Source organism: Allofrancisella heilbronnii (genome assembly GCF_000710735.2).
Taxonomy (GTDB): domain Bacteria; phylum Pseudomonadota; class Gammaproteobacteria; order Francisellales; family Francisellaceae; genus Francisella; species Francisella frigidaquae.
Map to the genome: position 1 here is coordinate 567,877 of NZ_CP144673.1, position 20,520 is coordinate 588,396.

Genomic DNA, 20,520 nt, shown 5'->3' on the forward strand with positions numbered 1-20,520 from the left:
AATATGAATGTTAATATTCTTGAGGTGAATATAAACAGTTTAAGAAATAACATCTTAGCTATTAAAAAATACACAGGAACTAAGTTTTGTTTACCTGTAAAAGCAAACGCTTATGGTCATGGACTAGAGATAGTTGTAAAAAATACTAAAGATATCGTAGATTTTTACGCTACTGCTTGTGCTAGTGAAGCTTTGGAAGTATATAAAAATAGTGCTGATGTACCTATATTGATCTTTGGAGCTGTTGAACCAGAAAGTATACAAGAGCTTGTAGATAAAAACGTTCGATTTAGTATTCATGATCTAGATGATATTCAGAAACTTGAAAGATATGCCAAAAAAGGTTCTACACAACTTAAAGTGCATTTATTTGTAAATACAGGTATGAATATGCTAGGTGTTGATTATGATCAAGCTTTAGAAACTATACTAACGGTATTTGAGTCAGAATATATATTTCTAGAAGGAGTATACAGTCATCTTGCTTGTGCTGATATAAAAGATCATTTCTTTAATAAGTTACAAAGTGAAAAATTTAAAGTTATAGCTAAGTATGTAAAGAGTCTAGATCCAAAAATTATATGTCATTTTGCTAACTCTTATGGCAGCGTGGGTCAGAAGGGTATATTTTATGATATGGTTAGACCAGGCATTTTAAGTTATGGTTTTTTACCAGAATTCGAAGTTGACAATGCTCTTAAGGTTATTAAACCTATAGCAAGACTTTCAACTCAAGTTATAAAAGTTATTAAGCTATCAGAAGCTTCGTATGTTGGTTACTCTATAAGTTATAAGGGAATAAACGATGAGTTTATAGCTATACTACCTGTAGGTTATGGTGATGGTTTTTCTCGCCAGCTTGGTAGTAAAGGACATGTGTATATAAGCCAGAGAAAATATCCTATAGTTGGTAGGATAAATATGGATGCTTTAGCAGTGTCGTTAGGGCAAAATAATTATGATGTAAAAGTTGGTGAGAAAGTGGAGTTGATTTCTGATCTACCGCAGAAGGAAAATAGTGTTAAAGAATTAGCTAAGCTCCTACATACAATAGAATACGATATAATTACAACTCTTAATCAAAGAGTGATAAGACATGAATACCTGTGATTATTTAGGCTTTACTTTTTAATTTTAAAGCAATAAACTAGTAATCTCGACTAGGAATTGTAAGCAAAACAAAGAATTTTTTATGATTAAAGACAAATTAACAATAGGTAGCCTTATAGCAATAGGTATAGGGACTATTATGGGTTCAGGTTGGATGTTTTCAGCCCAATATACTTCAGAATACGCAGGCCCGGCTTCAATAATTTCTTGGATTATAGGGGCTTTACTAATGATTTTTATAGCCTTAACTTTTGCTGAAAGTTGTACTATCGTACCGGTGCAAGGCTCAACTTCAAGAATTCCTCACATTACACATGGAACTTTAATAAGCTATATTTTTGCTTGGATCACCTGGATTTCATATTTAGTATTAGCTCCGATTGAAGTCCAAGCAGTATTGCAATACATTGCAGTTTTTTATCCTGGTTTAATAGACCCACAGAACAGTGGCGCTTTAACAATGCAAGGCATTCCAATAGCTGTCGTTTTATTACTAGTTTTTTGCGCATTTAATTTTTATTCTTTACGTTGGTTGGTAAAAATAAATAATGTAATTACTTTGTTTAAAATTTTGGTTCCGACAACGATAGCATTGGCTTTTATAGTTTTTTGTTTCTCATTACCAGAACTTAAAGGTAGAACGATAGAGTCTAATTTAGAGTTTATGCCATTTGGTATAAATGGGATTTTATCAGCAATTTCGCTAGGAGGTATTGGTTATGCTTTTATTGGGTTTAAGGCTATAGTTGAATTGGCAGGAAATACTAACAACCCTAAGAAAGCTATTCCTGTTGCTACTTTAAGTACGATATTTATATGTTTGGTTGTATTTTTACTTTTGCAAGTAGCATATTTACTGGTTATATCTAAGTATGTTCATAATAACGTGTGGGACTTGGACACTATTTCAAAAGGTTATAGTTCAAGCTTTGGAGCTTTTGCCTTGCTAGCAAGGCAGTTTGGTCAAGTTTGGGTTATGTATTTATTATATTTTGGAGCAATATTATTTCCACTTATTGCAGGGCTTTTATATTTCTGTGTCGCTCTGAATTCATTAAATGCTATGGTAGCAAATGGTTATATGCCAAAAATACTTAACAAAATTAATCCAACTGTAAATAAACCTGTTTATGCTATAGGTTTAAATTTCTTGGTTGCTATGATTATGTTTGCACCTTTTCCGGGCTGGAAAACGATGGCAGCTTTCCTTACATCATTAATATCATTGACTTATCTAACAGGTGCTACCTCAACTCTCGCAATGAGATATCGCTTGCCAGACATGGAAAGACCATTTAGACTAAAAGCAGCTTTCTTAATCTCAGTTTTAGGAGTTCTTGCATCTACATTGGTGTTTTTATGGAGTGGCTGGTCAATTGTTTCAAAATCTGGGTTTGCGATTTTTATAGCTATTTTTTTATTAGCGTTGTATAGAAATTTTGGGGCAGACAAGTCAGCTAGAATTTTTTGGAATTTTAAAGAATCTATTTGGTTTTGGTTTTATATTATAGCAGTAACAGTGGTTTCGTATTTTAGTGAGTTTGGTGGTACAGGAGCCTTAGACTTTTACTCAGCAGCTTTAATATTGTTATTAGTAAGTTTTATTACCGCATTATTAGCTAAATACTATTGTTTATCATCTGCGGAAATGAAAAATGGTATCAAACAAGCTTTGCATCACCAGAGAGAATATTTAGATTAATCGTTTTCTATCTTTGGATATGATAAAAACTTTTCAAGTTCTACACTTGTATTTTTTTAAAAGCACATTTACGGTTAGGAAATTGTTGAATACTAGAGTATGTATGTAGTTTGCAGCAGTCTTTGTATTGATTTTTGTGGAATCTAACTACACCCTATCTTTTTTAGAAATTATAGTCTAAAAAAAAGCCACAGCGTTATTTTAAATTCGAATATTGTAAATATCTTTCTTTTTGTACTTTGTAGTATGCTTGATCCTTACTGTCACAGTATTTTTCTGCTTCGTTAGCGTAAGGTTGAGATATTTCGGTTTCTAAATTTAGATAATAGCTTTCTAAGCTACCGCAATATAAATCTTTTAATTTTTTATTTTTAAAATTCTCTAACAATTCATTGGTTGATGATTTATTAATATCATCGATTCTAAAATCCATAACTATAATTGGATTATCTAGAGCTTGTATTTTAAAGTAGTAAGTACCATATTCAGCAAAATCAAAAGACCCAGGGCGGTTATAAGTTTGGTATTTATATTCAAAACTTTCTAATTTAAATGGTTGCTTATATTCTTTCTCAAGAAGTTGCATAACTTGTTGTTTAACTTGCTGCTGTTGTTCTTTAGTTGCTTTTGGACTTATACTTCTTTGTGAATATCCAATAATTGGTGCTGACATTAATGCAACTGATGAACAACCAGATAAAAAAATAGATAAATATAATAGTATTATTATTTTAAGCAGTCTTATCATACTAAACCTCTACTCGGTTACTAAAAGTATCTGTATTAAAACATATTCTATACTTAGTCTTTTGCTCTAAATTATCGCTTAATTTTAAAATATCTGAATTAAGTTTATTTACTTGTGTTTTTATTAAACTACCATCTGGTCGATATTCTTGATAACGATAGTTAGCTATCTCATGAAGATTCTTAAAATCCTTATAACTACCAGCACTATCTATCAACACTTTTTTACCAATATTTTCTGCAAGGTTAGCAACAATATCTCCGTTTCTAGCAAAAGATGTAAAATCAATATCTGACTTAAAGCTTGCATAATTAATTATTAATTTATCTGCTATACCTTGCCAACTATTACAATTTTTAGCTGCTAGCTTACACTGCCATGACTTAAAAGCTTTAATTGGATTTAAAGTCAAATAGTAAAGTGCTCCGTCCTCATTATTATATTTCATAAATGGGTCTGCTTCATTCTTAATACCAAAAGGTTCAAATCCTTTTGATGGTGATAGTCTAATTCCTCTAAATCTTTTATCTACAAAGTATACTGCTTGCATTTGTGCTATTGAGCCCCCCAAGCTATGTCCTGCAAAGCCTATATGCTTAAGATTATAACTTTTAAGAAGGTACTTAACAAATTCTATAGCTGATTTTGTATGATTTGAAACTATTGCAACAGGTAAGGTTTTACCTAAAATAGCCATATCTCTAATATCTGTTTTAAGGAAGTCGTTATAGATACCATCAAAACTATTTAATCTTGTACCTCTGTTTATTACATATATACCTTTATTTTGTTTATCTCCAGCAACTGCTACTGCGATACCATAGTAACCAACATCGTTACCTAATTGGTTACTTGTAACCACCAACTTATATTTTGCTAATACTGGATAGTAATGATGAGGGTAGTTTTTTAAAGCATATTGTGCGTCTGATGACAGCAGGTTTTCATAACCTTCTACAAGTGATTTTTTGTCAAATCTATAAATAATACTAGCGAATGAAGAGTTATATAATTTTCTATCTGATACAATATTTTCAAAAACTTTACTTTCATACACTAGCTCACATAATACAGCAGCGTCTTTATCTGGTAAATTTGTTAATATTTTATTTTCATAATGCTCTATAGTTATATCATTATTATTCTCATGTGGGTGAAAACGCATTAAACACCGCCAATACATTTTTTGGTTTTAAAATTATTTATATCACAAAATAAATAAAAATTAAAATAAATAATAAATTTAATATTTGCAATTTATTTATTATGGTTGCTGGAAATTTTTAAAAACATTAGAGGTCTAGCTTATAAAAAATCATTTTTTTTTTCTCTAAAAAGCGGTATTATTCAGCTAAAAGAATTTTTTTTATAACTAAATGCTTAAAGTATCTTTTCAGGGTGAACATGGAGCTTATTCTGAACAAGCCATATCAAGCTTTCTAAAGTTACAAGGAATAGAGGAATTTCAAGCTATTCCTTGCTTATCTTTTTTTGATGCTATAGAAGAGACTGTGAGTAGTAGGTCAAATTTTGTTATCTTGCCAGTAGAAAATTCTTTGGCAGGTGCTGTAATTCCTGCGTATGATGAGCTTATAAAAAGTAATTTGAAGGTTAAAGCTGAAATAGTTTTTAAAATACAGCATTGTTTAATGGGTTTGAAAGACGTGAAATTTTCTGAAATTGACGCTGTAATATCACATCCACAGGCTTTAGCTCAATGCTCAAAGAGTCTTAAGAAACTTAAGCTTACTCCCCAAGCATTTGCTGATACCGCAGGGGCAGCTAAATATATTTTTGAAAAACAGAAAGGTAATTATCTAGCAATAGCAAGTAAACTTGCTGCAGAAACTTATGGTCTTGAGATTTTCCAAAGTGAATTTGAAGATGAGCATTTCAACTATACACGTTTTTTATTAATGGGTTATGATAACCTTGAGTTAGGTGCGCAAGTTAACACTAAACTTAAAACTTCAATTATTTTCTCCGTTGAAGATAAAACGAATGCGTTAGTAAATATTCTTAACATTTTTGGCAAGCATAACATTAACCTTACAAAAATTGAGTCTCGTCCATCTAGAGATAGAGCTTGGAATTATTTGTTTTTTATCGATTTTGAAGGTTCAGAAGATGATAATCATATTCAGTTGGCATTGTTAGAAGTGTTAAAAAAAAGCACTTTTTTGAAAGTATTAGGATCTTACAAAACATTTCAATTTAACTAGGGTGGATCTATGAAAAGATTTTTATTAAGTATATTTTTATTGCTATTTGTTTTATGTGCTTACGCATATGATGATATGACAGTTTTATCATTAAACGACTTTCATGGCCAAGTTGAGCCAAATAAAAATATGGTAGGAGCTGCTAAAATAGCTAGTTTCATTGAAAGTTACAAAAAAGACCATCCTAATTTAGTAGTTGTGTCAGCTGGCGATAACTATCAAGGAACAGCAATTTCTAATATATCTCATGGCGCTGTTGTAAACGCTTTTTTTGATTATATAGGGCTTAAATACTCCGCTGTTGGTAATCACGATTTTGATTATGGACAGCGTTGGTTTAGGAACTGGTATAATGATAGTGGTGTAAGATATTTATCTGCAAATATTGATTATAAAAGCTCTTCGATTTTAAGTTATTTTAGAGATTTATACAATGGTGATGTATCGCTAGACTATATTAAGCCTTTTGGCTACCATACGTTCACTAACGGTAAAACTGTGTATTTTATTGGTTTGTCAACTCTTGAAACACCTGAAACTACAGCTAAAAAAAATATTTCTAATCTTGAATTTACAAATCCTGTTATTAGTGCAAATCAGTGGGTATCTTTTATTAAGGATTATAAGAAGAATAACTTACCAAAACCAGATACGATTGTCTTACTTACTCATATACCAAGTCAGCAAAAGGGAGAAGATATTTACTCTTCAAAGAGACATGATTTAAATGAACAGTCAGAAATATACTCGGTTACTAAAGATGTTGAGGGTATTTCTGCTGTCTTATCGGGCCACAGCCATATGCTTGTTTCTGGCTACTTAAATAATGTGGCTGTTGTCCAAGGAGCAAGTCAAGGTAAAAACATTAGTGTACTTCATTATGATTGTCATACTACTGCTAATGAGTGTAAGGTTACTCCAGAGGTTATAAATTTATTGAAGGTGACTAAAAGTTTACCTGCCGATAAAGGGGTAAAGAAGATACTAGACAGTTATACTGCTACTATTAAAGGCGAGTTAGAGAAAGTTATCACTAAAGCACCATCTTCACTCTCTAATCAAGCTCAAGATGGACATTATAATATTCCATTAACTTATACTTTGGCTGATATAATCAAAACAGCAACAGTTAGTAATGTCGCTTTACTTAATTCGCATGGTATTAGAAGATCATTACCATCGGGTGACATCACTTATAGTATGCTTTATGAAATGCTACCATTTGATAATACAATTGTGACATTGAATATCAGAGGAGATGACCTTTTAGAGCTTATTAAACATAGCTTATCTCCAAAAGAAGGCGAGCAGCTGGGAGTTTTTGCTGGAATTAATATAGATTTAGATAAAGCAGGCAATATATCCAAAGTGCTTGTTGGAGACCAGCCGTTAGATTTATATAGAGTTTATAAAATTGCAACAATAGATTTTTTAATAACAGGTGGTGATGGGTTTGTATTTAAAGGTGTAAAAAACTATAAAGATAGTAGTGTCCCTGCTCGCGATTTAATAATAAAATACTGGAGTTCGCATCCTGCAGAGATTACTAAAGGTTGGCAAAATATAAATGTCGAAGATTAGATGGAAAATGTAAAGATAGTCTATAAAAATATTAAAAGCCTTAAATTAGCTCTAGATGCAATAGGAAATGTAGTAGTAACTTCACCTCAAAGTTTCTCAAAGAAAGAGATTTTTGATCTTTTAGATACAAGAAAAGCTTGGATAGAAAAACATCGCAATAGGATTACTGCTAATAAGAAATACCTTTACAGTTTATATACTTTAGATCAAGGAAGCCAGGCGTTTTTTCTTGGTAAAGGGTATAAGGTAGAACTTGTAGAATCAAAGCAAAATCTGCTTGTTGAGAAAGAAAATTCTTTAGTATTTTATTTGAATCCAAGTGTTATAGATAATAGAAAATTTAAATTAGAATTGTTAGAAGAATTTTACAAAGATAGGGCCGATATTATTTTAAATAACTTAGTAGCTAAGTATCTAAAAATAACTAATCAAGATATACAAAGAGTCGTAATCAAAAAGGTTAAAACTAGGTGGGGATCTTGTAATCACACTAAAAAGATTATAAATCTTAATATTGATCTTATACTTAGGGACATTCAAGCTATTGAGTATGTTATACTTCATGAGTTAGCTCATCTAACACATCCAAATCATTCTAAAGATTTTTACTCTTATGTGGCAAGCTATATGCCAGACTGGAAAGTTAGGGAAAAAAGTCTAAAATAGGTTATAATCAATTAGTGTAACGTTTTTGTATCCTTGGATCAGGAGGGATATTATGGAAAGTACTTTTGAGCTTTTTTCTATCGGTGTAGGGCCATCTTCTTCTCATACCATAGGACCTATGCGAGCAGGTTGTGATTTTATAAACATTTATAAAGAACATTTACCAGCAACAACACGTATACAGATAGATTTATATGGCTCTCTTGCTTTGACAGGAAAAGGTCATAAGACTGATTATGCGGTTGTTTTAGGTGTTATGGGTTTTTTACCAGAATCAGTAGATATCGAGCTAGCTAAAAAATTGTATAGCAATTGTTTGACTAATGAAAAATTAGATCTAAATCAACAATTCACTATTGATTTTAATTATAACAAAGATCTGATTTTCCATTATGATGAATTTTTACCTGAGCATGCTAATGGTATGCGTTTTTCATTATTTGCTGGGGATAAACTTCTTTGTGAAAAAGAATATTTCTCTATAGGGGGAGGCTTTATAGTAGATGAAAAACAAATCAAAAAAGATGCAGTACCTACAGAAAAACCTTGCGATAAGCCATATAAGTTTGCAAGTATGGTAGAGCTTCGTCAGCTGTGTGAAAAGGAGCAAAAAAGCATTGATCAAATAATGTTTGAAAATGAAAAAATGGCCTATGGTGAAGAGCTGTCACGCATTAAATTAAAAGAAATCTGGCAAGCTATGAACAATTCAATTGAGAGAGGGCTAAACTGTCCAGAGATGGTGTTACCTGGTGGACTAAAGGTGCGAAAAAGAGCTCCTAGCATGATCAAAAAACTTAGAGAAAAAAATGTTGTTAATACCGATTTTAATTATTTAAACGCATATGCTATAGCTGTAAATGAGCAAAATGCATGTGGTGAGCGTATAGTTACAGCACCTACAAATGGAGCTGCAGGAGTTGTACCAGCAGTATTAAAATATTATATTGAAACACATAAAGAATTAACAGAAACTGAGCTTGAAGAAAATATCGATAAATATTTACTTATTTGTGCAGCGATAGGGATTTTATATAAGTCAGGAGCATCTATTTCAGCAGCAGAAGTAGGTTGCCAAGGTGAGATAGGTGTAGCTTGTTCGATGGCTGCAGCTGGATATTGTGCTTTACTGGGTGGCGATATAGAGTCTATAGAATCAGCTGCTGAGATAGCTATGGAGCATAATCTAGGGCTTACTTGTGATCCTATAGGAGGATTAGTGCAAATTCCATGTATTGAGCGTAATGCTATGGGGGCTGTTCAGGCGATAAATGCTGCTAAACTTGCTTACCTTGATACGGGTGAGAAACGTTTTGTTGGCTTAGATTATGTCATAAAAGTTATGTATCAAACAGGTTTGGATATGTCTAGCAAATATAAAGAAACATCTTTAGGTGGTTTAGCTATTAATGTTCCAGTATGTTAGCTAATAAGTTCTAGTAAAATTATACTAATTTAGTATAATTGTTTTTGTTTTTATTACGAATTTAAATTTGACACAAAAATGATCGATATTGATAACATCAGAAAAGATTTTCCTTTTCTAGCTCAAAGTGTAAATAATAAACCGGTAGTTTTTTTTGATACGGGAGCATCAGCACAGAAACCACAAGTAGTAATTGATGCAGTAGCTAATGCTTATGCTTTTAGTTATGCAAATGTGCATAGAGGAGTATACTTTTTAAGTCAAGAAGCTAGTGATAGATATGAGAACGTTCGCGCTATAGTTAAAGAATTTATTAACGCAAAATCTCAGAATGAAATAGTAATGACAAAAGGTTCTACAGAAGCTATTAATTTGGTAGCTAATTCATTAGGTAATGCTGTTTTACATGAAGGAGATGAGATAGTAGTAACTGAAATGGAGCATCATGCAAATTTTGTACCCTGGCAGATGTTATGCAAGAACAAAAACTTTAGCTTTAAAGTTGCTAAAATTACAGATAATGGTGAGCTTGATGTAGATAATTTGTTATCTTTAATTACTGCTAAAACTAAGGTTTTAGCTATCACGCTTTGCTCGAATGTATTAGGTACGATTAATCCTGTAAAAGAGATTATTCATAAGGTTAAGAACATTAATCCTAATATTCTTGTATTAGTTGACGGAGCCCAGGCTGTAATCCATGCTAAAATAGATGTTCAAGACTTAGGTTGCGATTTTTTTGTTTTTTCTAGCCATAAACTTTATGGTCCTACAGGGGTTGGTGTTTTATATGGAAAATATGATTTATTAAATCAACTGCCTCCTTATAACTATGGTGGTGATATGGTAGAAGATGTAACGATAGAGAAAACTACATTTGCATTGCCTCCATACAAATTTGAGGCTGGCACACCTGATATTGTTGGAGTTATTGGCTTTGGTCGAGCAATTGAGTATGTGAACTCTATAGGTATGGAAAATATCGCTAATTATGAACAAAAACTTTTAGATTATGCGACTTTTGAGCTGGAAAATATAGAAGGCTTACATATTGTTGGAAAAGCAAAGCATAAAGCAGCGGTGATTACTTTTACTGTAGAAGGATGTAATGCTGGTGATATTGGAGAATTACTTGCTATAAAAGGAATTTGTGTACGTACAGGTAAACATTGCGCGCATCCATTGTTGTACAGGTTTGGGGTTACTTCAACAGTTAGAATGTCATTTGGTATGTATAATACATTCCAAGAGATAGACTTATTTATAACTGCTTTAAAAAAAGTAATATCTCAATTAAAATAGTCAGATATATTAAGAGGTTTGGCACTATGGTAGAAATTTTTAACCCTACAAATAATATATTAGAAGTTACAGAATCAGCTGCGAAGCATTTTAAGAAACACCTAGAAAAACACCCGCAAAGTATAGGTGTTTATATTGGTACTAAGGTTATGGGATGCTCAGGGCTATCTTATGATATAGATTTTGTTGAGAGTAAGCCATTAGAGACTACAGAAGTAGTACAACATGGTTTAAAGTTTTTTGTATCTGATAAATCTAAAGATTTTCTTAATGGATTAAAGATAGATTATGTTAAACATGAATTTGGCTTATATAAGTTAGAGTATACTAATCCAAACGAGTCAGCTCGTTGTGGTTGTGGTGAAAGCTTTACAGTTTAGGAATAATAATGAAACCTACAGACGTAACAATAATAAGAAGACAGGTAAAAGCAATAGCAGTTCCATTTGGTAATGAGATTGAACTAATGCCAGGACAAGAGGTACTTGTAACTCAAGATAAAGGTGGAAGTTTTACTTTAAATGTTAATGGAAACTTACTTCACTTAGATGGAAAAGATGCTGATGCAATTGGTAAGCAAATAGTGAGATACCCTGTTGAAGATTATAATATAAAAGCAGGAGATCCTATTAATATGGATGCCATTTGGGATCAGATGAAGACTGTTTATGATCCAGAAATTCCAGTAAATATAGTAGACTTAGGTTTGATCTATAATATCGTAACTAGGAAGCTGGAAAGTGGTAATTACCATGTAATAATAGATATGACACTTACAGCACCAGGATGTGGTATGGGTCCTGTGCTAATGACAGATGTTGAAAAAAGAGTAGCAATGTTACCAAATGTAGATAAGGTTGACGTTGTAATGGTTTTTGATCCTCCTTGGAATTCTGAAATGATGACAGAAGAGGCAAAACTGGAGTTAGGTTTGTTTTAAAGTTATGAATAATAAAATAGCTATTTACCCTGGGACTTTCGATCCAATTACAAATGGACATGTTGATTTAGTTGATAGAGCTTTAAACATTTTTGATGAAATAGTAATAGCTGTATCAACAGCTTATGGCAAAAAAACTTTATTTGATATAGATCATCGTGAGAAAATTGTCAAAACAGTGTTTAAAGATAATCCAAAGGTTAAAGTTATAAGCTTCCAGGGACTATTAGTGGATGCAGCAGCTAAGTATCAAGCATGCTCTATTGTTAGGGGGTTAAGAGCAGTTTCAGATTTTGATTACGAATATCAGTTAGCAAGTATTAATAGTAAGTTAAATAGTAATATCCAAACTATATTTTTAACACCTAGTGAAAAATTTTCTTGTATTTCTTCAACAATGGTAAGAGCTGTAGCAATACATGATTATAGACGTTTAGGGGAGTTTGTGCCAGAGTTTGTATTTCAAGAAATAGAAAAAAAATATAAAGGTGTGATAAATGGCTTTGCTGATAACAGATGACTGCATTAATTGTGATATTTGTGAGCCAGAGTGTCCTAATCAGGCTATATCTCAGGGAGAGGAATATTATGAAATTGATCCTGCAAAATGTACAGAATGTGTAGGACATTTTCTTGAGTCTCAATGTACAAAAGTTTGTCCTATAAGGTGCATAACTGTTGATCCAAATTATATGGAAACGAAAGAACAACTCTTGGGGAAATATAAAAATTTAGCTCGATAAGCTGTATGCTTCTTTAAATCATATATTTAATTTTATTTTATTTTAAAAAAGTATTGAAAATTTATTTTAATTATAATATTTTATTTACGTATTTGTTTAAAATATATTAAAATAACGCATGTTTGGCACGTGAAAAGGAGTTTTTATGAAATTAAAGGGTATTTTTGTAGCTACGTCAGTGCTACTTGGTACAACTAGTATGTCTTTTGCAGCTGTATCTTCAGATACTACAGTTAATGATAGTTCTTCAGTAGATACAAGTCTTTCAAGTAGTATTATGAAACCTTTTGCAAACACTTGGAGTTCTATAACTAATGAAAATAACACTTGGGGTCCACAAGATAGAACAGGCCAGTGGTATTTAGGCATAGGTGTTAGTGGTTTTGCTAATAATATAAATTCTAAAGGCTCTAATTCAGGCTGGAATGGTATAGTAGGTTATAATTTTAATAAATACTTAGCTATTCAATATAATCAGTTTGCTACATATAATGGTATGTTTGGTGGTTTAGGTGAAGGTGTAATTAACCTGTCAAATGATACTATGTTTACTCCATATGCGGTAGGTGGTGCAGGATGGGCGAACCTTGCTGGTCGTGCTACAGGGGCATGGGATGTAGGTGGAGGACTTAAGTTTGAATTATCTAGAGATGTTCAAGCTAGTGTTGATTACAGATATATTCAAACGATGGCACCAAACCCAATTGCTGGTGGTGGTCAACAAATCAATGCAGCAGCAGGAACTAATATGATAGGTGCAGGTCTTACTTGGTTCTTTGGTGGAGATTCTGCTGGTACAAGTACTGCAAAGATACAAGATAATGGCGCAAAAACAGCTGTAGAAACAGACGCGACAATATTTAATTTCCGTTAGATAAAAAGGTTGAAAAATAGTTTTACATAGTATACTTTAGTTATGATTATGGAAAATTATTTATTAAACATTTATTAAACTAACGCATGTTTGGCATGTGAAAAGGAGTTTTTATGAAATTAAAGGGTATTTTTGTAGCTACGTCAGTGCTACTTGGTACAACTAGTATGTCTTTTGCAGCTGTATCTTCAGATACTACAGTTAATGATAGTTCTTCAGTAGATACAAGTCTTTCAAGTAGTATTATGAAACCTTTTGCAAACACTTGGAGTTCTATAACTAATGAAAATAACACTTGGGGTCCACAAGATAGAACAGGCCAGTGGTATTTAGGCATAGGTGTTAGTGGTTTTGCTAATAATATAAATTCTAAAGGCTCTAATTCAGGCTGGAATGGTATAGTAGGTTATAATTTTAATAAATACTTAGCTATTCAATATAATCAGTTTGCTACATATAATGGTATGTTTGGTGGTTTAGGTGAAGGTGTAATTAACCTGTCAAATGATACTATGTTTACTCCATATGCGGTAGGTGGTGCAGGATGGGCGAACCTTGCTGGTCGTGCTACAGGGGCATGGGATGTAGGTGGAGGACTTAAGTTTGAATTATCTAGAGATGTTCAAGCTAGTGTTGATTACAGATATATTCAAACGATGGCACCAAACCCAATTGCTGGTGGTGGTCAACAAATCAATGCAGCAGCAGGAACTAATATGATAGGTGCAGGTCTTACTTGGTTCTTTGGTGGAGATTCTGCTGGTACAAGTACTGCAAAGATACAAGATAATGGCGCAAAAACAGCTGCAGAAACAGGAGCTGTTGCAGCTATGCCATCAATAGATGAAGCTAAATATATGCTACCAGAAGGCATAAAACAGTGTGAAGGTAACTTTAACTTAACTAAAGAGGGAGTTGCTTGCTACACAGTAGATGGGGATGATGTAACTGTTTATTTAGACACTAAATTTGCTTATGATAGTGCTGAATTAAATAAAAAAGGTAAAGAAGCGATATCTTCTTTTGTGAATTTTGTTAAAGATAGTAACATCGCATCTGTAACAGTCAAAGGTTATGCATCCCAAGGTCAAACTGGTGGTGAGTTTGAGGTTTACAATCAAAAGCTTTCTGAAAAAAGAGCACAAGCAGTTGCTAATTATATGAGATCTCTAGGTTTAAATAATGAAAAGATAATAACAAAAGGATTTGGTTATTATGATACTCTTTCAGGCGTTGCTAAGAGCGACGCGAGTAACCAACGTGTACAAGCTAGTGCTTCAGCTCCTTTAAAATAAGTTGAATAATTAACGCTTATTATCTTTTTCTCTTTTCAAAAAACTTCATAAAAAAAGAAATTACTATCAAGATTGGCTATTGGTATTAATTTTACAGTTTTATGCAATTAATAATCTTTAATTATAATTATCAAAAAAGGTATAAATGCAATACTCAGTATAGTAAAAAAACATAATAAAAAAGAAGCATAAGTGTTTGTTGATACGACCTTAAACATCCTGTCACTAGCTAATGTGTAGTATAATTTATTCATAAGCCTTTATTTTTCTACAAAGGCTTATGAGAAGATACGCTTTTCTAGGTTTTATCACTTTAATAATGCATCTTGAAATAATTTATATAATTGTAATAGCTTTGACTTAATCTGACATTGTGTATAAAATAAGATGTCAAATTAAGGAAGAATAAAATGAATGCATCTCAAAAGATAATCAAACCCAAATTAGGTCTGTTAGAATTAGCAAAACAATTAGGTAATGTCAAGCAAGCTTGTAAAGTGATGGGTTACTCAAGAGACAGCTACTATCGCTTTAAAGAGTTATACGATAATGGTGGAGAATTAGCTTTACAAGAAATATCCCGTAAGAAGCCATTAGAGAAAAATAGAGTTGAGGCACATATTGAGCAAGCAGTAGTTAATATGGCTTATGAATATCCGGCGTATGGACAACATAGAGTATCAAATGAATTAGCAAAGCAAGGAATATTAGTCTCAGGAAGTGGAGTTAGATCTATTTGGCTTAGACATGACTTAGAGAATTTTAAGAAGCGATTAACAGCACTAGAGACCAAAGTAGCTCAAGATGGCTTTATACTTACAGAAGCTCAATTACAAGCTTTAGAAAAAGAAAAAGCTAAAAAGGTTGCTACTGGTGAGATTGAAACGCATCATCCAGGTTACTTAGGATCTCAAGATAGCTATGTAGGGTATATAAAAGGTATAGGTAAGATATATCAACAGACATTTGTAGATACGTATACTAGAGTAGGATTTGCTAAGTTATATACAGAAAAAAATGCAATAGTAGCTGCTGATATGCTTAATGATAAGGTATTACCATTCTTTGAGGAACATGGAATAGATCTATTAAGAGTATTAACAGATAGAGGCACGGAATATTGTGGAAAGCTGGAGAATCATTCCTACCAGATGTACTTAAGCATAGAAGACATTGACCATACTAAAACAAAAGCTAACTCCCCTCAAACTAATGGTATCTGTGAAAGATTTCATAAAACTATGAAAAATGAATGTTATGAGACAATGTTTAGAAAAAAGGTTTATTCAACGATTGAGGAGATTCAGCAAGATGTTGATATATGGCTGGATTATTACAATAACGATAGACCACATTCTGGTAAGCACTGTTATGGAAAAACGCCTATGAAAACTTTTATTGACTCAAAACCTTTGGCAAAAGAGAAAAATTTAGGTAATATGTTTGATAAATCTGACACTAGTTTAGAAATAAATTCAGTCTCAAATTAATTGGTGACTGTCAGATCAAGTTTGAGCTACTACATATAAATCTTATATTTTTATCCCCCGCGTTCTCTTGCTACCCACACTGTTTTGGGTTCATATTCTTTATCTAAGTTCATATCTTGTATTATACTAGTTTGGCATCGGACTGAACCTTCAAAGACTTCGACATAGTCCAGCGTAGAATTTATTTTCCGCACTTTATTTTCAATAAAATCGGACTTTAAGTCAATATCAATATACTCAACTTCAACTTCTAATTCTTTAAGTTTATAGGAGAAATAATCCTTCAGTTGACTTGTCTGATCAACAGCATTTGCCGTTATAAAGTGTCTCTTACCTGTCTTTGGTGACTTAATAAGGATGCCATTATTAAGCAGAGAGATAGCTCCTGATTTACTTGTATTTGTACACTTATGGAGGTTATAAAATTTTCCATTTAAACCATTTGGTACGAAAGCAGTTCCAAACACTTTAGTAACGTCAAAATTTTTCTTTTTAAGCTTTTTCACGATTACATCGACAATGTTTTTTTCTAGCTTCTCTAAATTTTGATATGGACCTTTAATTTGAGAGACTTTCATATTGTATCCTGATGCCAGTGGACCTGTCTTCTCCTTATACCCAAAGAAACTATTTTTTGGTTTTGGCCAATCTACTATAAAATCCATTTTTTCATCTTCATCAAGTGGTTGTATGTTACCATCGTGCTCATAATCTATATCAGTTTGTAAATGATTCTTCTTTGGTAAAGCGAATGTGTTGACGCAAAATTGACCATTTCCAACGTAGCACATTTGCAAATCAATATGATAGGTCCATTGTGGAATCACTATTAATTGTTTCTTTTCAAATCCTAAAGATGATGTAATGAGATATTTACAATAGTCTCTTAGTTGGAGAAATTCGATATCATAACCTTGAGTGAGATTGTAATGATGACTCTTACCAATTATAGGATGATTTTTCCACTGAGGGTCATTTTCCCGTACATAAGCAGCTGTTGATAATAATACATTTTCTCCTATTATAAGAAAGAGCTTGTTGTCTTTATTTTTGGCACAAAACATATTCCCACCTTCTAAGGCAATTTTATTTTGAACGTAAACTTTTTGATGTCCAAGAAAGATTTGAGGATGATAGTTGTTATGGGGGTATTGTAACGATTTGTTAACTAGCAGCGAATAATATAATCGTGAGTCATTTTTATTTAGTAAAGAAGTTTCTTTGATAAGATCTGGATTACTTGTTGTTGGGCGACCTGGGGTATAGATATTACCATTGATTTGCATAATATAATCACGAAGCCAAACATCATCTCTTTTGTCTTTATAAACCTTTAAGCGAAAGCCTAGTTTTTCCGATTGAATCCTCATGGCAGGTAGGAAGGGCGATTTTTCATGCATAAGTACGTAACTTTCTAGCCCGCATATATCTTCATTCATGATTATATATCCTTTTCAAGGTAATACAATTTTTCAATGTGTTTAATGATACATTGAAGATAGTTATTTAAAACATGGTAAAATTAATAGTCAGTATTAATATTTGATAGCCTTGAGTATAAAGAGATAATCTATTAAATGGAAGCATATGCTATTTTCTTAGGAATTGTCTTGTCAATCAGATAAAAATTTACATAATCATACCTATATAATATAATTAATTTTCATGTTTGATTGGTGACCATTTTTATAAAAATAAGAAGAAAACAATTATGATAAAAATTACATTTCCTGATAACTCGATTAGAGAATTTGAAAAAGGGGTTAATTCATTACAAATAGCTAAATCTATATCCCCAAGTTTAGCAAAAATTACAGTAGCTGTATGTATTGATGGTCAATTGCGAGATGCTAAGGATGCTATAACTACCGATAGCAATGTAAAGTTAGTTACTTTGAAAGATCCTCAAGGTTTAGAAGTGTTACGTCACTCTTGTGCTCATTTACTGGCTTATGCTGTTAAACAATTATATCCTGAAACGCAGGTAACTATAGGTCCAGTAGTAGAGAACGGTTTTTATTACGACTTTTCTTTCAAAGAATCTCTTGGTGAGTCTGATCTTGAAAAAATAGAAAACAAAATGAAAGAGCTTGTTAAGAAATCTATGCCAATTGATTATAGAGTAGTTTCAAAACAAGAAGCTATAGATTTTTTCAATTCACAAAATGAAAGTTATAAGGTTGAGATAATTAATAACATTGCTGACGAGAATTTAAAGATTTATACTCAAGGTGATTTTAGTGATTTATGTAGGGGCCCACATATCCCAAATACTTCTATGCTAAAAGCTTTTAAATTAACTAAAATAGCCGGAGCATATTGGCGTGGTAACGCTAATAATGAAATGCTAACAAGAATTTATGGTACATGTTGGGCAACTAAAGAAGAGCTAGACCAATATTTACATATGCTTGAAGAAGCAGAAAAGCGTGATCATCGTAAAATTGGTAAAGCTTTAAATTTATTTCACTTTCAAGAAGAGTCTCCAGGGATTGCTTTCTGGCATGATAATGGAGTTAGGATTTGGCGTGAAGTAGAAGACTATATGAGAAAATCTAACAACAAGTATGGTTGTAAAGAGATACGCACGCCGTTAATAGCAGATTTTAGTTTGTGGGAAAAATCAGGTCATGCCTCTAAATATGCTGAAAATATGTTTGCAACGAAATCAGAAAATAAAGATTTTGCAATTAGACCTATGAACTGTCCTATGTGCGTGCAAGTTTATAATACTAAGCTACATAGTTATAGAGATTTACCTGTAAGAATGGCAGAGTTTGGTGTGGTACATAGAAATGAGCCATCTGGATCTTTACATGGGCTACTTAGAGTCAGAAGTTTTACTCAAGATGATGGACATGTTTTTTGTACAGCTGAACAGGTTGAAAGCGAAGTTAGCCTAATGGTAAAACAATGCTTTGAAGTTTATAAAGATTTTGGTTTTGAAGATTTTGAAGTAAAAATAGCTTTAAGACCTGATAATAGAATCGGTAGTGATGAAATTTGGGATAAATCTGAGCAGATTCTAAAAAATGCTTTACAAAGAAATGATGTCAAGTATACATTATTGCCAGGCGAAGGGGCTTTTTATGGACCTAAAATAGAGTTTCATTTAAAAGATGCTATTGGTAGAAGTTGGCAGTGTGGAACGATACAAGTGGATTTCTCAATGCCGCAAAGATTGGGGTCAACCTATATTGATAACAATGGTGATAAACAAACTCCGATAATGTTACATAGGGCAATCGTTGGCTCTCTAGAAAGGTTTATAGGTATGTTAATAGAGCATTATGCTGGTAATTTACCGTTATGGTTAGCACCAACTCAGGTTGTCGTGATGGGAATTAGTAATCAGCAAGATGAATATTGTAGTCGTGTATTTGAAGCCCTTGAAAAAAGAGGCTTTAGGGTGAAAATAGACTTGAGAAATGAGAAAATAGGGTTTAAAATACGTGAGCATACTCTGTTGCGTGTTCCTTACCTAGTAGTTCTTGGTAAAAACGAATTAGAGCAAAATATTGTAACTGTGAGAAAACATAATGGTGAAACTTTAGGACAAATGTCAATAGAGGATTTTTGTGTTTTCTTGAAAGAACAGGTAGAAATAAAAAATAATTTTCTTGGAGGAAAATAGTTATTAAAGCGGAAAAAAAAGCACCTATAAATGAGCAAATAAAAGCTAAAGAAGTGCGTTTAATAGGAGTTGATGGTCAGCAAATTGGAGTTGTATCTATCAATGAAGCTTTAGCATTAGCTGAAGCGGCTAGTGTTGATTTGGTTGAAATGGTAGCAAATGCTAAGCCACCAGTCTGTCGTTTGATGGACTATGGTAAGTACTTATTTGAACAGAGTAAGAAAAAAGCACAAGCTAAAAAGAACCAAAAGCAGATGCAGATCAAAGAAATAAAACTTAGACCTGTAACTGATGTAGGAGACTATCAGGTAAAACTACGCAACCTGATTAAGTTTCTAGAAAAAGGCGATAAAGTAAAAGTTACGCTTAGATTTAGAGGTAGAGAAATGTCCCATAAAGAGTTAGGTATTGAAATGCTTAACCGTATGGCAAATGATGCAGCTGAACATAGTGTAGTGGAACACCAACCTAAAGTGGAAGGTCGCCAGATGGTAATGGTTTTAGGACCAAAGAAAAAACAGATGTAATAAAAATAAATTAACAATGCGGAGTATTTAAATATGCCAAAGTTAAAAACAAAAAGTGGTGCGGCTAAACGCTTTAAAAAGACAGGTAAAGGTGGTTTTAAACACCGTTGTGCAAATCGTGCTCATATCAACACTAAGATGACGACTAAAAGAAAACGTCATTTAAGAGGTATGAATCAAGTAGCTAAAGTTGATACTGCTAGTTTAGTTCAACAAATGCCTTACGCGTAGGTTTGTGTATAAAATTTTTAAAGTGGAGA

Annotated in this window: 19 protein-coding genes and 1 pseudogene; 17 read left to right on the forward strand and 3 right to left on the reverse strand. The window is 32.5% G+C overall.

Features of this window, described 5'->3' with window-relative positions:
* Positions 1-3: 3 nt before the first annotated feature.
* The gene (gene alr / locus FRA_RS02660) at positions 4-1,110 is read left to right on the forward strand and encodes an alanine racemase (protein ID WP_035718602.1); all 1,107 of its coding nucleotides are present in this window, start codon (positions 4-6) and stop codon (positions 1,108-1,110) included.
* An 82-nt stretch (positions 1,111-1,192) separates the two neighbouring features.
* The gene (locus tag FRA_RS02665) at positions 1,193-2,812 is read left to right on the forward strand and encodes an APC family permease (RefSeq protein ID WP_035718604.1); all 1,620 of its coding nucleotides are present in this window, start codon (positions 1,193-1,195) and stop codon (positions 2,810-2,812) included.
* 196 nt (positions 2,813-3,008) lie between these two features.
* Here the strand turns inward: FRA_RS02665 and FRA_RS02670 are convergent, their stop codons facing one another.
* Entirely contained in the window at positions 3,009-3,560 is a 552-nt protein-coding gene (locus FRA_RS02670; protein ID WP_035718607.1) for a hypothetical protein, read from the reverse strand.
* A 1-nt stretch (position 3,561) separates the two neighbouring features.
* On the reverse strand, positions 3,562-4,725 hold the full coding sequence (locus FRA_RS02675) for a lipase family protein (protein WP_464110836.1): 1,164 nt from the start codon (positions 4,723-4,725) through the stop codon (positions 3,562-3,564).
* A gap of 211 nt (positions 4,726-4,936) precedes the next feature.
* Between FRA_RS02675 and pheA the strand changes: the two genes are divergently transcribed.
* The 12 genes and pseudogenes from pheA (at position 4,937) to FRA_RS02735 (ending at position 16,099) form a co-directional block, all read left to right on the forward strand.
* A complete protein-coding gene (gene pheA / locus FRA_RS02680; RefSeq protein WP_035718615.1) occupies positions 4,937-5,782 on the forward strand; it encodes a prephenate dehydratase in 846 nt (281 codons plus the stop codon).
* A 9-nt stretch (positions 5,783-5,791) separates the two neighbouring features.
* On the forward strand, positions 5,792-7,363 hold the full coding sequence (locus FRA_RS02685) for a bifunctional metallophosphatase/5'-nucleotidase (RefSeq protein ID WP_035718617.1): 1,572 nt from the start codon (positions 5,792-5,794) through the stop codon (positions 7,361-7,363).
* Entirely contained in the window at positions 7,364-8,029 is a 666-nt protein-coding gene (locus FRA_RS02690; RefSeq protein WP_035718619.1) for a M48 family metallopeptidase, read from the forward strand.
* A 52-nt stretch (positions 8,030-8,081) separates the two neighbouring features.
* On the forward strand, positions 8,082-9,455 hold the full coding sequence (locus FRA_RS02695) for an L-serine ammonia-lyase (protein ID WP_035718622.1): 1,374 nt from the start codon (positions 8,082-8,084) through the stop codon (positions 9,453-9,455).
* A 78-nt stretch (positions 9,456-9,533) separates the two neighbouring features.
* The gene (locus FRA_RS02700; protein ID WP_035718625.1) at positions 9,534-10,757 is read left to right on the forward strand and encodes an aminotransferase class V-fold PLP-dependent enzyme; all 1,224 of its coding nucleotides are present in this window, start codon (positions 9,534-9,536) and stop codon (positions 10,755-10,757) included.
* 26 nt (positions 10,758-10,783) lie between these two features.
* A complete protein-coding gene (locus FRA_RS02705) occupies positions 10,784-11,137 on the forward strand; it encodes a HesB/IscA family protein (RefSeq protein ID WP_035718628.1) in 354 nt (117 codons plus the stop codon).
* Between the two features lie 8 nt (positions 11,138-11,145).
* Positions 11,146-11,697, forward strand: coding sequence for a putative Fe-S cluster assembly protein SufT (gene sufT / locus FRA_RS02710; protein ID WP_035718630.1), 552 nt, complete (start codon positions 11,146-11,148; stop codon positions 11,695-11,697).
* A gap of 4 nt (positions 11,698-11,701) precedes the next feature.
* A complete protein-coding gene (coaD, locus tag FRA_RS02715; RefSeq protein WP_051686739.1) occupies positions 11,702-12,217 on the forward strand; it encodes a pantetheine-phosphate adenylyltransferase in 516 nt (171 codons plus the stop codon).
* Positions 12,195-12,440 (forward strand): YfhL family 4Fe-4S dicluster ferredoxin, encoded by a 246-nt coding sequence (locus FRA_RS02720; RefSeq protein WP_035718632.1) that lies wholly within the window; start codon positions 12,195-12,197, stop codon positions 12,438-12,440. The genes coaD and FRA_RS02720 overlap by 23 nt, the downstream gene beginning before the upstream one ends.
* Positions 12,441-12,585: 145 nt before the next feature.
* A pseudogene (locus tag FRA_RS02725) lies at positions 12,586-13,293 on the forward strand (porin family protein); the annotation flags it as partial.
* A 134-nt stretch (positions 13,294-13,427) separates the two neighbouring features.
* Positions 13,428-14,609, forward strand: a complete 1,182-nt coding sequence (locus FRA_RS02730; protein ID WP_035718634.1) for an OmpA family protein — start codon at positions 13,428-13,430, stop codon at positions 14,607-14,609.
* Between the two features lie 410 nt (positions 14,610-15,019).
* Positions 15,020-16,099, forward strand: a complete 1,080-nt coding sequence (locus FRA_RS02735; protein ID WP_035718769.1) for an IS481-like element ISFw3 family transposase — start codon at positions 15,020-15,022, stop codon at positions 16,097-16,099.
* A 50-nt stretch (positions 16,100-16,149) separates the two neighbouring features.
* Here the strand turns inward: FRA_RS02735 and FRA_RS02740 are convergent, their stop codons facing one another.
* Entirely contained in the window at positions 16,150-17,538 is a 1,389-nt protein-coding gene (locus FRA_RS02740) for a hypothetical protein (protein ID WP_035718642.1), read from the reverse strand.
* Between the two features lie 272 nt (positions 17,539-17,810).
* On the opposite strand from FRA_RS02740, the gene thrS reads away from it, so the two are divergent.
* The 3 genes from thrS to rpmI are packed head-to-tail and all read left to right on the forward strand — an operon-like array spanning position 17,811 to position 20,491.
* Complete coding sequence (gene thrS, locus FRA_RS02745) at positions 17,811-19,733, forward strand: threonine--tRNA ligase (protein ID WP_035718644.1); 1,923 nt, start codon at positions 17,811-17,813, stop codon at positions 19,731-19,733.
* Positions 19,734-19,735: 2 nt separating this feature from the next.
* Complete coding sequence (gene infC / locus FRA_RS02750) at positions 19,736-20,260, forward strand: translation initiation factor IF-3 (RefSeq protein WP_081835906.1); 525 nt, start codon at positions 19,736-19,738, stop codon at positions 20,258-20,260.
* Positions 20,261-20,293: 33 nt separating this feature from the next.
* A complete protein-coding gene (rpmI, locus tag FRA_RS02755) occupies positions 20,294-20,491 on the forward strand; it encodes a 50S ribosomal protein L35 (RefSeq protein ID WP_003034330.1) in 198 nt (65 codons plus the stop codon).
* Positions 20,492-20,520 lie beyond the last annotated feature (29 nt).

What these genes read in the sequence shown, in the direction of transcription:
- rpmI (WP_003034330.1), top strand. Translation starts at nt 20,294, where the DNA reads ATGCCAAAGTTAAAAACAAAAAGTGGTGCGGCTAAACGCTTTAAAAAG.
- coaD (WP_051686739.1), top strand. Translation starts at nt 11,702, where the DNA reads ATGAATAATAAAATAGCTATTTACCCTGGGACTTTCGATCCAATTACA.
- FRA_RS02700 (WP_035718625.1), top strand. Translation starts at nt 9,534, where the DNA reads ATGATCGATATTGATAACATCAGAAAAGATTTTCCTTTTCTAGCTCAA.
- FRA_RS02735 (WP_035718769.1), top strand. Translation starts at nt 15,020, where the DNA reads ATGAATGCATCTCAAAAGATAATCAAACCCAAATTAGGTCTGTTAGAA.
- FRA_RS02690 (WP_035718619.1), top strand. Translation starts at nt 7,364, where the DNA reads ATGGAAAATGTAAAGATAGTCTATAAAAATATTAAAAGCCTTAAATTA.
- sufT (WP_035718630.1), top strand. Translation starts at nt 11,146, where the DNA reads ATGAAACCTACAGACGTAACAATAATAAGAAGACAGGTAAAAGCAATA.
- FRA_RS02665 (WP_035718604.1), top strand. Translation starts at nt 1,193, where the DNA reads ATGATTAAAGACAAATTAACAATAGGTAGCCTTATAGCAATAGGTATA.
- pheA (WP_035718615.1), top strand. Translation starts at nt 4,937, where the DNA reads ATGCTTAAAGTATCTTTTCAGGGTGAACATGGAGCTTATTCTGAACAA.
- FRA_RS02720 (WP_035718632.1), top strand. Translation starts at nt 12,195, where the DNA reads ATGGCTTTGCTGATAACAGATGACTGCATTAATTGTGATATTTGTGAG.
- alr (WP_035718602.1), top strand. Translation starts at nt 4, where the DNA reads ATGAATGTTAATATTCTTGAGGTGAATATAAACAGTTTAAGAAATAAC.
- FRA_RS02670 (WP_035718607.1), bottom strand. Translation starts at nt 3,560, where the DNA reads ATGATAAGACTGCTTAAAATAATAATACTATTATATTTATCTATTTTT.
- thrS (WP_035718644.1), top strand. Translation starts at nt 17,811, where the DNA reads ATGATAAAAATTACATTTCCTGATAACTCGATTAGAGAATTTGAAAAA.
- FRA_RS02705 (WP_035718628.1), top strand. Translation starts at nt 10,784, where the DNA reads ATGGTAGAAATTTTTAACCCTACAAATAATATATTAGAAGTTACAGAA.
- FRA_RS02695 (WP_035718622.1), top strand. Translation starts at nt 8,082, where the DNA reads ATGGAAAGTACTTTTGAGCTTTTTTCTATCGGTGTAGGGCCATCTTCT.
- FRA_RS02730 (WP_035718634.1), top strand. Translation starts at nt 13,428, where the DNA reads ATGAAATTAAAGGGTATTTTTGTAGCTACGTCAGTGCTACTTGGTACA.
- FRA_RS02675 (WP_464110836.1), bottom strand. Translation starts at nt 4,725, where the DNA reads ATGCGTTTTCACCCACATGAGAATAATAATGATATAACTATAGAGCAT.
- FRA_RS02685 (WP_035718617.1), top strand. Translation starts at nt 5,792, where the DNA reads ATGAAAAGATTTTTATTAAGTATATTTTTATTGCTATTTGTTTTATGT.
- FRA_RS02740 (WP_035718642.1), bottom strand. Translation starts at nt 17,538, where the DNA reads ATGAATGAAGATATATGCGGGCTAGAAAGTTACGTACTTATGCATGAA.